Origin of the sequence: Streptomyces sp. V4I2 (assembly GCF_030817655.1) — a bacterium.
Lineage (GTDB): Bacteria > Actinomycetota > Actinomycetes > Streptomycetales > Streptomycetaceae > Streptomyces > Streptomyces plumbiresistens.
On record NZ_JAUSZM010000003.1, the window covers coordinates 7,746,944 to 7,762,314 of the forward strand.

Annotated in this window: 11 protein-coding genes and 1 pseudogene; 8 read left to right on the forward strand and 4 right to left on the reverse strand. The window is 71.9% G+C overall.

The window, feature by feature from the left end:
* Positions 1–58 precede the first annotated feature (58 nt).
* The gene (locus tag QFZ76_RS36510; protein WP_003993396.1) at positions 59–439 is read left to right on the forward strand and encodes a helix-turn-helix domain-containing protein; all 381 of its coding nucleotides are present in this window, start codon (positions 59–61) and stop codon (positions 437–439) included.
* Between the two features lie 599 nt (positions 440–1,038).
* On the opposite strand, the gene QFZ76_RS36520 is transcribed toward QFZ76_RS36510, so the two are convergent.
* The 3 genes and pseudogenes from QFZ76_RS36520 to QFZ76_RS36530 form a co-directional block, all read right to left on the reverse strand.
* A complete protein-coding gene (locus QFZ76_RS36520) occupies positions 1,039–1,803 on the reverse strand; it encodes an SDR family NAD(P)-dependent oxidoreductase (protein WP_307677669.1) in 765 nt (254 codons plus the stop codon).
* A gap of 33 nt (positions 1,804–1,836) precedes the next feature.
* Positions 1,837–2,673, reverse strand: a complete 837-nt coding sequence (locus tag QFZ76_RS36525; protein ID WP_307677670.1) for a DNA-formamidopyrimidine glycosylase family protein — start codon at positions 2,671–2,673, stop codon at positions 1,837–1,839.
* 119 nt (positions 2,674–2,792) lie between these two features.
* Positions 2,793–7,773 (reverse strand): annotated as a pseudogene (locus QFZ76_RS36530) (ATP-dependent helicase).
* A gap of 339 nt (positions 7,774–8,112) precedes the next feature.
* Between QFZ76_RS36530 and QFZ76_RS36535 the strand changes: the two are divergent.
* Genes QFZ76_RS36535 through QFZ76_RS36545 form a run of 3 tightly spaced genes read left to right on the forward strand, consistent with a single transcriptional unit; the run spans position 8,113 to position 10,027 of the window.
* Positions 8,113–8,991, forward strand: coding sequence for an AraC family transcriptional regulator (locus QFZ76_RS36535; protein WP_373464556.1), 879 nt, complete (start codon positions 8,113–8,115; stop codon positions 8,989–8,991).
* The gene (locus QFZ76_RS36540; RefSeq protein ID WP_373464399.1) at positions 8,976–9,719 is read left to right on the forward strand and encodes an AzlC family ABC transporter permease; all 744 of its coding nucleotides are present in this window, start codon (positions 8,976–8,978) and stop codon (positions 9,717–9,719) included. The genes QFZ76_RS36535 and QFZ76_RS36540 overlap by 16 nt, the downstream gene beginning before the upstream one ends.
* Positions 9,716–10,027 carry an AzlD domain-containing protein gene (locus QFZ76_RS36545; RefSeq protein WP_266432996.1) on the forward strand — a complete coding sequence of 104 codons (312 nt, stop codon included), beginning with the start codon at positions 9,716–9,718 and terminating at the stop codon, positions 10,025–10,027. Before QFZ76_RS36540 ends, QFZ76_RS36545 begins: the two co-directional genes overlap by 4 nt.
* A 48-nt stretch (positions 10,028–10,075) precedes the next feature.
* Here QFZ76_RS36545 and QFZ76_RS36550 read toward each other — a convergent pair whose 3' ends face one another.
* On the reverse strand, positions 10,076–11,020 hold the full coding sequence (locus tag QFZ76_RS36550; protein WP_307677671.1) for a hypothetical protein: 945 nt from the start codon (positions 11,018–11,020) through the stop codon (positions 10,076–10,078).
* Positions 11,021–11,100: 80 nt separating this feature from the next.
* On the opposite strand from QFZ76_RS36550, the gene QFZ76_RS36555 reads away from it, so the two are divergent.
* The 4 genes from QFZ76_RS36555 (at position 11,101) to recX (ending at position 15,042) form a co-directional block, all read left to right on the forward strand.
* Positions 11,101–11,295, forward strand: coding sequence for a DUF3046 domain-containing protein (locus tag QFZ76_RS36555; protein WP_307677672.1), 195 nt, complete (start codon positions 11,101–11,103; stop codon positions 11,293–11,295).
* A 126-nt stretch (positions 11,296–11,421) separates the two neighbouring features.
* Entirely contained in the window at positions 11,422–12,669 is a 1,248-nt protein-coding gene (locus tag QFZ76_RS36560) for an AI-2E family transporter (RefSeq protein WP_307677673.1), read from the forward strand.
* Positions 12,670–12,993: 324 nt separating this feature from the next.
* Positions 12,994–14,121, forward strand: coding sequence for a recombinase RecA (gene recA / locus QFZ76_RS36565; protein ID WP_307677674.1), 1,128 nt, complete (start codon positions 12,994–12,996; stop codon positions 14,119–14,121).
* A gap of 9 nt (positions 14,122–14,130) precedes the next feature.
* Entirely contained in the window at positions 14,131–15,042 is a 912-nt protein-coding gene (recX, locus tag QFZ76_RS36570) for a recombination regulator RecX (RefSeq protein ID WP_307677675.1), read from the forward strand.
* Positions 15,043–15,371 lie beyond the last annotated feature (329 nt).

Genomic DNA, 15,371 nt, shown 5'->3' on the forward strand with positions numbered 1-15,371 from the left:
AAGGCGGTACGGTGGGGCGAGAAGGATGCGGCTACGCGGTCCGAGGAGGGAGCCACCGATGATTCTGCTCCGTCGCCTGTTGGGTGACGTGCTGCGTCGGCAGCGCCAACGCCAGGGCCGTACTCTGCGCGAAGTCTCCTCGTCCGCCCGAGTCTCACTCGGCTATCTCTCCGAGGTGGAGCGGGGGCAGAAGGAGGCTTCCTCCGAGCTGCTCTCCGCCATCTGCGACGCGCTGGACGTACGGATGTCCGAGCTCATGCGGGAAGTGAGCGACGAGCTCGCCCTCGCCGAGCTGGCCCAGTCTGCTGCGGCCACCCCCAGCGAGCCTGTGCCGACGCCGGTTCGCCCGATGCTGGGTTCCGTCTCGGTGACCGGTGTGCCACCGGAACGGGTGACGATCAAGGCGCCCGCCGAAGCGGTGGACGTGGTGGCCGCGTGACGCTCACGCGGATGTGCTCGCGCCGACGTTGACGTGCGCTGAGCGCGTCCGATTGCGCTTGCGCCGAAGAAGTGTGAGGCCCCGGCCGGGGCTTCTCCGGGGAAACCTGGAGGGGAGCGGTCGGGGTTTTTCGCGTTCTGGTGGGCTCGGGGTCGCTCTGGTCCGTTTGCCGGTGGGGTCGGTGGCGGTCATGGTGGAGCTTGGTTGTGCCTGGCCGGGATCGAGTGACGGGCGGTGCTCCCGTGTGCCGCCGGTGCGCCCTCCCCGTGGGTGAGGCGGCGGCCTGGCGTCGGGCTGGTCGGGGCTGGAGGTGACGTCCATGGCGGGGCCGACAGCGCGCTGGGGGGCGGTGCTCGGGCTCGGGGTGCTGTGGTGGTGGGCCGTGCTGCGGCTCACGCTGGCGTCGGACGCGGGGGTGCTGGAGGGAGCGGTCGCGGCCGGCGGGTGGGGGCTGAGTCTGCTGCCGGTGCACTGTGTGCCAAAGGGCCGGGCAGCGGGAGCCGTGGCCTCGGGGCGGTGGGCGGCGGCCTGGCGGGCGACGCGGGTCACCACGGTGTCGCGGGCGGCGCGGGCTACCACGGTGTCGCGGGTGTCGCCGCCTACCACGGCATCGCCACACCGCCGTTCGGACGCAGGATCTGGCCCGTCGTGAAGGACGAGGCGTCGGAGGCCAGGTAGAGCACGGCCTGGGCGACGTCCTCCGGTTCGCCCACCCGGCCCAGGGGCGACATCCGGGCCATGAGCGACTCGGTGTGCGCCTGCGCCTCGGTGTCGCGGCGGTCGGTCATGGGGGTGCGGATCCAGCCCGGTGCGACCGCGTTGACCCGGATGCCGTGTCGGCCGACCTCGGTCGCCAGTGTCTTCGTCAGCTGGACGACGGCCGCCTTGGCGGCGCCGTAGCAGAGCAGGCCGGGGCCGCCGGTGTCCACGGCGCCCGAGGCCATCGTGACGATGCTGCCCCTGATGTGCCGGGCGAGCATCAGACGGGCTGCCTCCTGGCAGGCGTACAGCACTCCCTTGAAGTTGACGTTCAGCACCCGGTCGAGGTCCTCGTCCCGGGTCTCCAGGACCGGGCTGCTGTGCATGATGCCGGCGACCGCCGCCATCACGTCCAGGCGCTCGCAGGAGGCGACGGCCTCGTGGAGCTGTTCGCGGTCGGTGACGTCGAGGGCGTGGGTGTGGGCCGTGCCGCCGGTGTTCTTGATGGCTCTCGCGGTCTCGTCGAGGCCCGGTGCGTCGAGGTCCGCGCAGTGCACGGTGGCGCCGGCCGTGGCGAGCAGGACGGCCGAGGCGCGGCCTATGCCACTGGCGGCGCCGGTGACGAATGCGGTGCGGCCGGTGAGGTCGTACGCCGTGAGGGGCATGAAGGGGACGGTACGAGGATTTCTGACGGTCCGTCAATTAGTCGTACGGCGCTGGGTTCCGCGGAGCGGGGTGGTGGTTGGGGCGGGGCCTCGCTGGCAGGTCGGGCACCAGTACGTGGGGCGCTCGCGGGATCCGTCGCCCTGGTCGGCCACGCGGACGGGGGTGTGGCAGCGGAGGCAGGGGCGGGGCGCGCGGCCGTACACGAAGAGGTCCTGGCCTCGGCGGCCCGTCGTGGTGCGGACCGGGCGGTCGCGGTTGGCTTCCAGGAGTTTCTTGGCGAGCGCGGGCAGGTGAGCGGCGCGGTCGGCGGGGAGGGCGCCGACGGGCAGCCAGGGGGTGACGCCGAGGAGGAAACAGAGCTCGCTCTTGTAGACATTGCCGATGCCGGCGAGGTTGCGCTGGTCGAGCAGGGCCTCGCCGAGGGGGCGGGCGGGGTCGGCGAGGAGGTTGGCCAGAGCCTGGTCCGGGTTCCAGTCCGGGCCCAGGAGGTCGGGGCCGAGGTGGCCGACGGCGCGGTGCTCGTCGGTGGTGCGCAGGAGTTCGAGTACGGGGAGGCGGTAGCCGACGGCCGTGCGGTCGGCGGTGCCGAGGATCGCGCGGATCTGGTGGCTCGGGCCGCCGGTCCAGCGCTGGTGGTTGGCGTACACCTTCCAGGAGCCGTCCATGCGCAGGTGCGAGTGGAGGGTGAGACCGCCCTCGATGCGGGCGAGGAGGTGTTTGCCGCGTGGGGTGATGTCCAGGACGGTGCGGCCTGTGAGGTCGGCCGTGGCGTACTTCGGCACCCGGAGGTCGCTGCGGGTCAGCACCTTGCCGGCGAGGGCGCCGTGCAGCCGCCTCGCGGCCTGCCAGACCGTGTCTCCTTCGGGCATGGGTCAAGGGTGGCATGGGGGTGGGCGGCGGGGATGCGTGGTGTGGGGGTGGGTGTGTGGGTGTGCTGCGGTGCGCTTTGCGGCGTGGAGCGTGGGTGCGGGGTGCGGCTCCTTCCGGTTCATGCGCGTAGTCGCAGGCCGCGTGGGGTGGCGATGAAGCCCGTTCCCTCCAGGAGGGTGCCGATGGGGGACGTGAGGGCAGATGCGCCGTTGACGCGCTCGACGGTGACTGTGCCGAGGGAGCCCGCCTTTGCCGCCGCGGCGAGGGCCTGCGCCGCCGCTTGGAGACGTGGGTCGTCGGTGGCTGTGCCGGACGGGTCGGAGGGCCAGGCCAGCAGGGTCTTGCCGCCTCGCTCCATGTAGAGCGTCAGCTCGCCGTCGACGAGAATTACCAGGGAGCCCGCCTTCCGGCCCGGCTTGTGGCCGGCGTCGGTCGGAGGGTCCGGCCAGGGGAGGGCCGCGCCGTATGCGTTGGCGGGGTCGGCGGCGGCGAGGACGACGGCTCGGGAGTCGGGGGCGGGGCGGGTGCGGTGGGGGGAGGAAGGCGTGCCGAACGGGCCGTACGCGGGGCCGGTCGATGGGGGGAAGTCGCGGGGGGAGGTCCATTCGCTCCGCGAGGTGGGGGCGGGGAAGGGCGGCCAGTCGTCGGTGCGGCCGGGGTCGAAGGTGGGGGCGCTTTGGTCTGTGTGGCTGTCGGCCGGGTTCGGTCCGTCGGTGGTCGGGTGGGGGTCGGGTGATGCGAAGGGGTCGGGTGCGAAGTCGGTGGGGGAGTCGAAGGGGTTCGGTGCGAAGGGGGTGTCGGGGCCGAAGCCGTCTTGAGCGCTGTTGCCTTGGGGCGGGGGTGGCAGGGTTTCGCCCCGGTCGCGGGCGTTGGCCACCGCGCGGAGGCGGTCCACCGCGCCGTCCATGGCGAACTGTGCGGCGCCGAGTCCCTCCACCACGTAACCGCGGCGGGCCTGGCCGTTGTCCTCGAAGGCGGACAGGATGCGGTACACCGCCGAGAAGCCGCCCTCGATGCCCTCCGCGGAGACGGCTCCCCGGGTCACCACGCCGTGCCGGTCGAGGAGGACGCGGGCCAGGGCGTGGGCGCGCACGGTGGGGTCGGCATCGCGGTCCGGGAGCACGGACCAGCGGCCGGCGACGGTCGGCGGGCCGGTGCGGGACGCGGGGCGTGCGGCGGCAGTGAGGGAGCCGTAGCGCCCGCGCGGGACGGTGCGCTTGGCGCGGTGGGCCGTGGAGCCGGCGGTGCGGCCCGAGCCCAGGAGGGAGCGCATGGGGGCGAGCGTGTCGTTCGTGAGCCGTCCGGACCAGGCCAGGTCCCATACGGCGTCGGCCAGTTGGGGGTCGGTGGCTTCCGGGTGGGTGGTGGCGCGGGACCTGATCGGCGATCTGGCGGAAGAACAGGCCGTAGCCCCCCGAGAGGGCGTCCAGGACGGACTGGTGGAGCGCCGTCAGCTCCAGGGGGTGGGGCGGCGGGAGCAGCAGGGGAGCCGCGTCCGCGATGTACAGGGAGACCCAGCCGTCCTTGCCGGGGAGGGCTCCGGCGCCGGCCCAGACGATCTCGCCGGCCGCGGTGAGCTCGTCCAGCATCGCGGGTGTGTAGTTCGCGACGCGGGAGGGGAGGACGAGCTTCTCCAGGGCGGACGCGGGTACGGACGCGCCCTGCAACTGCTCCACGGCACGCACCAGTCCGTCGATGCCCCGCAGGCCATGGCCCTTGCCGATGTGCTGCCACTGGGGGAGGAACTGGGCGAGCGCGGGCGGCGGCACCGGTTCCAGTTCGTGGCGCAGGGCGGCGAGGGAGCGGCGGCGGAGGCGGCGCAGGACGGTGGCGTCGCACCATTCCTGGCCGATCCCGGCCGGGTGGAACTCGCCCTGTACGACCCTGCTCGTCGCGGCGAGCCGGTGGAGGGCGCCATCGGTGACCGCCACGCCCAGGCCGAAGCGGGCTGCCGCGGTGGCCGATGTGAACGGGCCGTGGGTGCGGGCATAGCGCGCGAGGAGGTCGCCGAGCGGGTCCTTGACGGGCTCCGTGAAGGCTTCCGGGACGCCCACCGGCAGTGCTGTGCCTAGCGCGTCGCGCAGACGGCCCGCGTCCTCGATCGCCGCCCAGTGGTCGGTGCCGGCGACGCGGACGCGGATCGCGCGGCGGGCGGCGGCAAGCTCCTGGGCCCACTGGGGTTCGGCGCCCCGCTCGGCCAGCTCGGCGTCGGTGAGCGGGCCGAGCAGGCGGAGCAGGTCGGCGACGCCCTCGGCGTCCTTGACGCGGCGGTCCTCGGTGAGCCACTGGAGTTCTTTCTCCAGCTCGGTCAGTACCTCGGCGTCGAGCAGTTCGCGCAGTTCCGCCTGGCCGAGCAGTTCGGCCAGCAGGCGCGAGTCCAGGGAGAGGGCGGCGGCGCGGCGCTCGGCGAGCGGTGAGTCTCCCTCGTACAGGAACTGGGCGACGTAGCCGAAGAGGAGGGAGCGGGCGAAGGGCGAGGGTTCGGGGGTGGTGACCTCGACGAGGCGCACCTTGCGGGACTCCAGGTCGCCCATCAGCTCTACCAGGCCGGGGACGTCGAAGACGTCCTGGAGGCATTCGCGGACGGCTTCCAGGACGATCGGGAACGAGCCGAACTCGCTGGCGACCTGGAGCAGTTGGGAGGCACGCTGGCGCTGCTGCCACAGGGGGGTGCGCTTGCCGGGGTTGCGGCGCGGCAGCAGCAGGGCGCGGGCCGCGCACTCGCGGAAGCGGGACGCGAACAGGGCCGAGCTGCCCACCTGCTCGGTGACGGTCTGTTCGACCTCGCCCTTGTCGAAGACGACGTCCGCCGCGCCGACGGGGGCTTGGTCCGCGTCGTATTCAGTGCCGATCTTTGTCGGTTCCTGGTCGAGCAGGTCCAGGCCCATGAGGTCGGCGTCGGGCAGCCGCAGGACGATGCCGTCGTCGGCGTGCATGACCTGGGCGTCCATGCCGTACCGCTCGGAGAGCTTGGTGCCGAGGGCGAGCGCCCAGGGCGCGTGCACCTGGGCGCCGAAGGGGGAGTGCACGACGACCCGCCAGTCGCCGAGCTCGTCGCGGAAGCGTTCCACGACGATCGTGCGGTCGTCCGGGATGTGGCCGCAGGCCTCGCGCTGCTCGTTCAGGTAGGACAGCACGTTGTCCGCGGCCCAGGCGTCCAGGCCCGCGGCGAGGAGGCGGAGGCGGGCGTCCTCCTCGGTGAGGGACCCGACCTCACGCAGGAACGCGCCCACCGCGCGGCCCAGTTCCAGCGGGCGGCCCAGTTGGTCGCCCTTCCAGAAGGGGAGCCGGCCCGGGACGCCCGGCGCGGGGGAGACCAGGACGCGGTCCCGGGTGATGTCCTCGATGCGCCAGGAGCTGGTGCCCAGTGTGAAGACGTCGCCCACCCGGGACTCGTAGACCATCTCCTCGTCGAGCTCGCCGACCCGGCCGCCGCCCTTCTTGGGATCCGAACCGGCGAGGAAGACCCCGAAAAGGCCGCGGTCGGGGATGGTGCCGCCGGAGGTGACGGCGAGGCGCTGGGCGCCGGGGCGGCCGGTGATCGTGCCCGCGACTCGGTCCCAGACCACGCGCGGGCGCAGTTCCGCGAAGGCGTCGGACGGGTAGCGGCCGGCGAGCATGTCGAGGACGGCCGTGAAGGCGGACTCGGGGAGGGAGGCGAAGGGGGCGGCGCGGCGAACCATCGCGAGGAGGTCGTCGAGGTGCCAGGTGTCCATCGCGGTCATCGCGACGAGTTGCTGGGCCAGGACGTCCAGAGGGTTGGCGGGGACCTTGAGGGACTCGATGGAGCCCGTGCGCATGCGTTCGGTGACGACCGCTGCCTGGACCAGGTCGCCGCGGTACTTCGGGAAGACCACACCGGTGGAGACCGCGCCGACCTGGTGGCCCGCGCGGCCGACGCGCTGGAGGCCGGAGGCGACGGAGGGTGGGGATTCGACCTGGATGACGAGGTCGACCGCGCCCATGTCGATGCCGAGTTCGAGGCTGGAGGTGGCCACCACGGCGGGGAGGCGGCCTGCTTTGAGATCCTCTTCGACGAGGGCGCGCTGCTCCTTGGAGACCGAGCCGTGGTGGGCGCGGGCGATGACCGGGGGTGCGCCCTGGGCCGCGCCTGAGCCGCCCATGAGTTCGGCGGGAGCGTGGTGCTCGTCCAGGGGTTCGCCGGTGGCTCGCTCGTAGGCGATCTCGTTGAGCCTGTTGCAGAGGCGTTCCGCGAGGCGGCGGGAGTTGGCGAAGACGATGGTGGAGCGGTGGGCTTGGACGAGGTCGGTGATGCGCTCCTCGACGTGCGGCCAGATCGACGGGCGTTCCGCGCCTTCGTTGCCGTCGGCGACCGGGGAGCCGCCGAGTTCGCCCAGGTCCTCGACCGGGACGACGACCGAGAGGTCGAACTCCTTGCCGGACTTCGGCTGGACGATCTCCACTTTGCCGCGAGGGGAGAGGTAGCGGGCGACCTCGTCGACCGGGCGGACCGTGGCCGAGAGGCCGATGCGGCGGGCGGGCTTCGGCAGCAGCTCGTCCAGGCGCTCCAGGGAGAGGGCGAGGTGCGCGCCGCGCTTGGTGCCGGCCACCGCGTGGACCTCGTCCAGGATCACCGTCTCGATGCCGGTCAGTGCGTCGCGGGTGGCCGACGTCAGCATCAGGAACAGGGACTCCGGGGTGGTGATCAGGATGTCCGGGGGGCGGGTGGACAGGGCGCGGCGCTCGGCGGCCGGGGTGTCGCCGGAGCGGATGCCGACCTTGATCTCCGGTTCGGGCAGGCCCAGGCGGACGGACTCCTGGCGGATGCCGGTCAGGGGGCTGCGGAGGTTGCGCTCCACGTCCACGGCGAGGGCCTTGAGCGGGGAGACGTACAGGACGCGGCAGCGCTTCCTGGGGTCGGCGGGTGGGGGTGTGGCGGCGAGCTGGTCCAGGGCGGCGAGGAAGGCGGCCAGGGTCTTGCCGGATCCGGTGGGGGCGACGACCAGCACGTCCGAGCCCGCTGTGATGGCCTGCCACGCGCCTGCCTGGGCGGCGGTGGGCGCGTCGAAGGCGCCCGTGAACCAGCCGCGGGTCGCGGGGGAGAAGGCTTTGAGGGCCTGGTGTGCGGAGCTGACCATGTGTCCATCCTGCACCTCGGGACTGACAATGCGGCTGACCTGCGGTGTCGCTGCGGCGTCGCTGCGCTGGGCTGGGGCGGGGGATGCCTGCGGCGGCCTGTGCGGGTTGGGTGGGGGTGCGCGTAGCGCCTTGCGTTGGGTGGTGGGTCGGGGCCGTGTCGGGGGGTGTCCGTCCTCGGAACGGCGCGGAATCGGTCACCTACCAACGCGCCCGTGTTGACGCGCCAACCGCTGCGGGCGGACACCCCCCGACACGTCCCCTTCCCGCCGTGGGCGCCTGCGGGTACGCGAGTGGCCGCCGCCGGGCCGGGCTGTCGGCCGTTGTCGGAAAATGGGGGCATGGCAGGTTCGGGTGAGCGGGCGCGGCACTGGCGGTATGCCGGGTTGCCGGGGGTCGATCTGCTGCGGGCTCGGTATGTCCGGAAGACCTTTGTGCGGCATACGCATGAGAACTTCGTCATCGCGGCCATCGCTGACGGGGTCGAGGTCTTTCATCATCGGGGGGCCGATCAGTACGCGGGGGCGGGGGCTCTGGCCCTGGTCAATCCGGATACGGCTCATACGGGGCGGGCCGGCGTTCCTGATGGGTGGCGGTACGGGGCCGTGTATCCGTCGCCGGAGGTGGTGGCGGAGATCGCTGCTGAGACGACGCGGATCCGGGGGATGCCGGGGTTCGTCCGGCCCGTGCTGGACGATGCGTATGCCGTGGAACTGGTGCATCAGGTGCTGCGGGCCGCGGAGGAGGGGAACGCACTGGCCGCCGACACGTTGTTGCGGGTTGCCGTGACCCGGTTGCTGCGGTTGAACGGCGGGGCGCTGCCGCAGCGGGAGGTACGGACGGCGGGGGCCCGGGTCGCGGCACGCGCGCGTGCCGTGCTGGAGGAGCGGATGGTCGAGCCGCCGACGCTGGAGAGGCTGGCCGGTGACCTGGGGACCGGTCCGTTCGCGTTGTTGCGGGCGTTTCGGGATGCCTACGGGATGCCGCCGCACGCCTGGCTGACCGATGCGCGGGTACGTCGGGCGCGGCGGCTGCTGGACGCCGGTACGACTCCGGCCGAGGCTGCCGTCGCGGTGGGGTTCACGGATCAGCCGCATCTGCATCGGCACTTCACCCGGATCGTGGGCGTGCCTCCGGGCGCGTACCGGCGTGAGCGCAAGAACGTACAAGACGAGCGGGGGCGGCTGCTCCTACCGTCCGACGCGTGGCAGATCAGATAGGTCTCGTGGACGAGCGTGATGGTGGAGAGAAGCCCGACTCCGCCGTCGTGAGGGACGCGCTGGGGGTCGGGGTCGCTGTAGGGCTGTCAGGGTTCGCCTTCGGGGTGACCTCGGCAGGGAGTGGGCTCACGCTGTTGCAGACCTGTGCGCTCAGTCTGCTGGTGTTCACGGGTGCTTCGCAGTTTGCGTTGGTCGGGGCGCTCGCGGCGGGCGGGAACCCGCTGACGGCGGCCGCGGGGGCGTTCTTCCTGGGGGTGCGCAACGCCTTCTACGGGTTGCGGCTGTCGCAGTTGCTGGCCCTCCCGCGCGCGGTGCGTCCGTTCGCCGCGCAGTGGGTCATCGACGAGACGACGGTGGTCGCGCTGGCGCAGCCCACGCGGCGTGGGGCGCGGATCGGGTTCGCTGTGACGGGGCTCAGTCTGTACGTGCTGTGGAACCTCACCACGCTGCTCGGCGCGCTGGGGGCCGAGGCCATCGGGGACACCGACGCCTGGGGGCTGGACGCGGCCGGGCCCGCGGTTTTCCTGGCGTTGCTGGCGCCCATGCTGAAGACCACGGTGGAGCGGACGGTCGCCGGTGTCGCGGTCCTTCTGGGGCTCGGTCTGCTGCCTGTGCTGCCCGCCGGTGTGCCTGTTCTGGTGGCGGCGCTCGCGGCGCCGGCCGTGCTGTGGGCGGAGGGCCGCCGCAGGGGCGCCGACCGTGACGACGTACAAGGGGGAGATCGTTGAACACCTGGATCGCGATCGGTGCGACCGCCCTGGGGTGCTACGCCGTCAAGCTCGCCGGACTGCTCGTGCCCGCCGGTGCCCTCGAGCGGCCTCTCGTCAAGCGTCTCGCCGCGCTGTTGCCCGTGGCTCTCCTGGCCGCGCTCACGGCCCAGCAGGCCTTCGCCGACGGGCGGGCACTGGTGCTCGACGCGAGGGCCGCGGGGCTCGCCGCGGCCGCTGTGGCGCTGGTCCTGCGAGCCCCCTTCCTGCTCGTCGTCGCTGCCGCCGTGCTGGTGACCGCGGGAGTGCGGGCGATGGGCGGCGGGTGAGGTGGCGGCGGTGACGTGGCCTGACCTGTCGCCGACCGCATCGTGGTCTCAGCCCAGGGAATGACCGTAGGCCCGCAAGGTGCGCAGCGCATCGAGCGTCACCAGGGGGCGCGCCTCCACTGCGGGGCCTGGCGCCCATTGACGCCAGCGGATGGGCCAGCCGCCGTCCTCCTGCTGTTCTTCCGCGAGGAAGTCCAGGGAACGGGCCATCTCGTCGTCCGTGAACCACCCGCGCGCGAGGGAGGTCGGCGTCTTCGCGTAGTCGTGCGGGAAGTGGTGCTCCCCGGGGGCGTAGCCGGGCGCGACCGGGTACGCGTCGAGGCGGGCGGGATCCAGGGCCGCGAGCCGGTGTTCGCGTACCAGGCGGCCGAGACGATCGGCGACCGCCTCCGCGCGCGGGCGGTCAGGAGCGGAGTCCAGGAAGGCCACGGCGGCCTGGACCTCGTACGGGTGGGACCGCTCCAGGGACTCGACCGCCTGCCAGCAGAAGTCCGTGGCCCGGAACAGCCAGGCGTGCCACACCTCGTTGCGGTGCAGGAGGCCCACCACCGGTCCGGTGGCGAGGAGTTCGCTCGGCGGGTCGTCCACGATCGGGACGAAGGGGGCCGCCGGATAGCCGCGCTGACTGGGGTGGATCGCCGGCAGTGCGCCGTCCGGCGTGGTCACGGAGGTCAGATACCGGCACACGCGCTCCACGCGCTGCCCGCCGCAGCGCCCGATGGCGTCCAGGACGCGCAGGGCGTGACCGGTGTGCAGCGGCTGACTGACCGGACCCCGCAGATCGGGTTCCAGCGCGTGGCCGTATCCACCGTCCTCGTTGCGGTAGGCGTCCAGCGCCGTCTCCACCGGGTCGGCGCTTCCTCTCAGGAAGTGATACGCGAAGAGGCGCTGCTCCAGCACGCGTGCGGTGAGCCAGACGAAGTGCTCGGCGCGCGCGAGCGGGGAGTGCGCCGGGGAGGTCGGGGGGAGTGGGGAAGCTCCTGTTTCGGCCATGCGTCAGACCGTAGGGCGGAAAGCGGTCTCGGCGAGCGGTCCCGGCTCAGGCCCACTCTCAGGGGCGGGATACTGGGGTCATGCGGTTGACGGTCTTCTGGGAGCGGATGACGGATCACTTCGGTCCGGGCTACGCCGACACGTTCGCGCGCGACCACGTGATGGCGGAGCTCGGCGGGCGCACGGTGCACGAGGCGCTGGACGCCGGCTGGGACGCCAAGGACGTGTGGCGCGTGGTCTGCACCGTGATGCACGTTCCGTGGGAGAAGCACTGACCGGTCATGAACGTTCGGCGGGAGAAACGCCGCTCGGTCATGAACGTGCTGCGAGGGAAGCACTGATCGGTCACGAAGATCGCAGGACGGCGGCCGATTGTCAGCCGCGTGGGCGAGACTTGCCCCGTGGCACCCAATGACGAGACCGACCAGGTCACCCAGCACGCATCCCCGTTCGGCACGACGCCGCCCAACTGGCCCCCGGCCGCCGGCGCCGCCGGGCCGAACGCCCGCATGCCGCGCTGGCTGCCGCGCGCCATGGTGCTCGCGCTCGCCCTCATCGCCGTGTTCCAGTTGGGCAGTTGGGCCTTCCACCAGCTCACCGGCCTGCTGATCAACATCCTCATCGCGTTCTTCCTGGCCCTGGCCATCGAGCCCGCGGTGAGCTGGATGGCCTCGCGCGGCCTGCGCAGAGGCCTGGCCACCGCCGTCGTCTTCCTGGGCGTGATGATCGCGGCGGCGGGCTTCGTCACGCTGCTCGGCTCCATGCTCGCGGGCCAGATCATCAAGATCGTCGAGGACTTCCCGCAGTACCTCGACTCCGTCATCAACTGGATCAACACCCACTTCAACACCGACCTGAAACGGGTGGACGTCCAGGAGGGCCTGCTCCGCTCCGACTGGCTGCGCAACTACGTGCAGAACAGTGCCACCGGCGTCCTGGACGTGTCCGCCCAGGTCCTCGGCGGGCTCTTCCAGCTCCTGACGGTCACGCTGTTCTCGTTCTACTTCGCCGCAGACGGCCCGCGTCTGCGCCGCGCCCTCTGCTCCGTCCTGCCGCCCGCCAAGCAGGCCGAGGTGCTGCGCGCGTGGGAGATCGCCGTGAACAAGACCGGCGGCTACATCTATTCGCGCGGACTGATGGCCCTCATCTCCGGAGCCGCGCACTACATCCTGCTGCAGACACTGAACGTGCCGTACGCGCCCGTACTCGCCGTGTGGGTGGGGCTGGTCTCGCAGTTCATCCCCACGATCGGTACGTATCTCGCGGGCGCCCTGCCCATGCTGATCGCCTTCACCGTCGACCCCTGGTACGCGCTGTGGGTGCTGATCTTCGTCGTGGTCTACCAGCAGTTCGAGAACTACGTGCTGCAGCCCAAGCTGACCTCGAAGACCGTCGACATCCACCCGGCGGTCGCGTTCGGCTCCGTCATCGCCGGCACCGCCCTTCTCGGGGCCGTCGGCGCACTGATCGCCATCCCGGCGATCGCCACGCTGCAGGCCTTCCTCGGGGCATACGTGAAGCGGTACGACGTCACGGACGACCCTCGGGTCCATGGGCACCGGAATCGGGGGGAGGGGCCGCTCGCGCGCATGTGGGCGCTGTGGGTACGGCGGCCGGGGGCCAAGGACCCCGGCGACGGCTCCTCGTGACCGCAGGAGACCGGGACGGCGTGCGGGCCCAGGGGCCGCCATGCCGGGGACCTGGCGGTGGCGCGGGGTGCTCGTTCCGGATCAATGGGCCGTGGGCCGCCGAGACGTAGTCTCGGAGGTGCCGCGTGGTGCGCTTGACACGAAAATCGAACATCCATTCTGATGAGAGCTCCGGTGAGACTCTCGACGGGCGTTTCGGCACGGTTTTGGTGGAGAAGTGCCCGAGTTATCCACAGGCCGGACGGGCGTCGGGGCCCATTGTCAGTGGCAGGCGTTAGCGTCTTTGACGTGAAGCGATCGACTCAAGCAAATCGGGTGGAACCCATGGCAGGAACCGACCGCGAGAAGGCGTTGGACGCCGCGCTCGCACAGATTGAACGGCAGTTCGGCAAGGGCGCGGTCATGCGCCTGGGCGAGCGGCCGAACGAGCCCATCGAGGTCATCCCCACCGGGTCGACCGCACTCGACGTCGCCCTCGGCGTCGGTGGCCTGCCGCGCGGCCGTGTCGTGGAGGTCTACGGCCCGGAGTCCTCCGGCAAGACGACCCTGACCCTGCACGCCGTGGCCAACGCTCAGAAGGCCGGCGGCCAGGTCGCGTTCGTGGACGCGGAGCACGCCCTCGACCCCGAGTACGCGAAGAAGCTCGGCGTCGACATCGACAACCTGATCCTGTCCCAGCCGGACAACGGCGAGCAGGCCCTGGAAATCGTGGACATGCTGGTCCGCTCCGGTGCTCTCGACCTCATCGTCATCGACTCCGTCGCCGCGCTCGTCCCGCGCGCGGAGATCGAGGGCGAGATGGGTGACAGCCACGTCGGTCTGCAGGCCCGTCTGATGAGCCAGGCCCTGCGGAAGATCACCAGCGCGCTCAACCAGTCCAAGACCACCGCGATCTTCATCAACCAGCTCCGCGAGAAGATCGGCGTGATGTTCGGCTCGCCGGAGACCACGACCGGTGGCCGGGCGCTGAAGTTCTACGCCTCGGTGCGACTCGACATCCGACGTATCGAGACGCTGAAGGACGGCACCGACGCCGTCGGCAACCGCACCCGCGTCAAGGTCGTCAAGAACAAGTGCGCGCCGCCCTTCAAGCAGGCCGAGTTCGACATCCTCTACGGGCAGGGCATCAGCCGCGAGGGCGGCCTGATCGACATGGGCGTGGAGAACGGCTTCGTCCGCAAGGCCGGCGCCTGGTACACGTACGAGGGCGACCAACTCGGCCAGGGCAAGGAGAACGCGCGCAACTTCCTGAAGGACAACCCCGACCTGGCCAACGAGATCGAGAAGAAGATCAAGGACAAGCTGGGCGTCGGGGTCCGGCCCGAGAAGCCGACCGCCGAGCCGGGCGCGGACGCCGTGGTCTCCGCCGTCACCGACGACGCCGCGAAGACGGTGCCCGCTCCGGCGGCGGCCAAGGCTGCCAAGACCAAGGCCGCGGTGGCCAAGAGCTGATCGAATACCGTGCCTGATTCAAAAGCGTGGCGCACCGACTGGGCCGAGTACGCCGCCCACCCGGACGCTCCGCGTGAGCGGAGCGGGGGAAGCGACGGGGGAATCGCCGGCATGAGTGGTGGTGACGCGGTCCACGACGTGGACGGGAAGTACGCCCGCACGGCGTCGTACGGCACGAGGGGGTCGTACGACGACGAGCCGGGCGATGGGCAGGGGCTGGAGACCAGGCCGGACAGCGGCCGCTCCTCGGTGTTCGGCGCCGACTCGCCCGCGGGCGAGTCACGTCGGGGCGGTGGAGCACGTGACGGTGGAGCACGGGGCGCGGGTGGCTCACGCGGGCGCCGTCGGCGCGGTCGCACAGAGTCGTCCGGTGCGGATCGAGGCGCCTTCTCGGCGAGGGCCGAGAAGGCGGAGCCCCCGAAGGACCCGGTCGAGCAGGCACGGGCGATCTGCCTGCGCCTGCTCACCGGAACCCCGCGCACGCGGAAGCAACTCGCGGACGCCCTGCGCAAGCGGGAGATTCCGGATGACGCCGCCGAGGAGGTGCTGTCGAGGTTCGAGGAGGTCGGGCTGATCAACGACAGCGCGTTCGCGGACGCCTGGGTGGAGTCCCGGCACCACGGACGGGGGCTGGCCCGGCGCGCGCTCGTCCAGGAACTGCGGACCAAGGGTGTCGACTCCACGCTGATCGACGCGGCCGTCGCCCAGCTCGACTCCGAGCAGGAGGAGACGACCGCGCGCGAGCTCGTCGCCCGCAAGCTGCGCTCCACCCGCGGCCTCGACCGCGACAAACGACTGCGCCGTCTCGCCGGCATGCTCGCCCGCAAGGGCTACCCCGAGGGCATGGCCCTGCGGGTGGTCCGGCAGGCGCTGGAGGATGAGGGCGAGGACACGGAGTTCCTCGGGGACGAGGGGTTCTGAGGACGGGAAGCCCGACGGGCGCGGGGTTCTGAGGAACAGCTCCCAGGGGAGAGCGGCTCCGGCGTGGTGACCGGAGCCGTGTGACTCAGCGGCCCGGACACGGTGGACGCGCGGGGGCGCCCATCGCGTTCGGGAGCGGTGCTGTGTGGTGCCGGAGGCGCTGCCGGCCCCGGTGTTGGGCTCCGCGCGACCGCCCTGTCGCCCGGGAGTCCGGGTCCGTCAGCCAGCGGCGCGTCGAGGAGTCGCCGCTCAACGGAAACGGCTCGCAAACTCGTCGATGCCGACCGGCCGTTCAGCCTCGACACCTGTGACGACCATGCTGCCGGTGA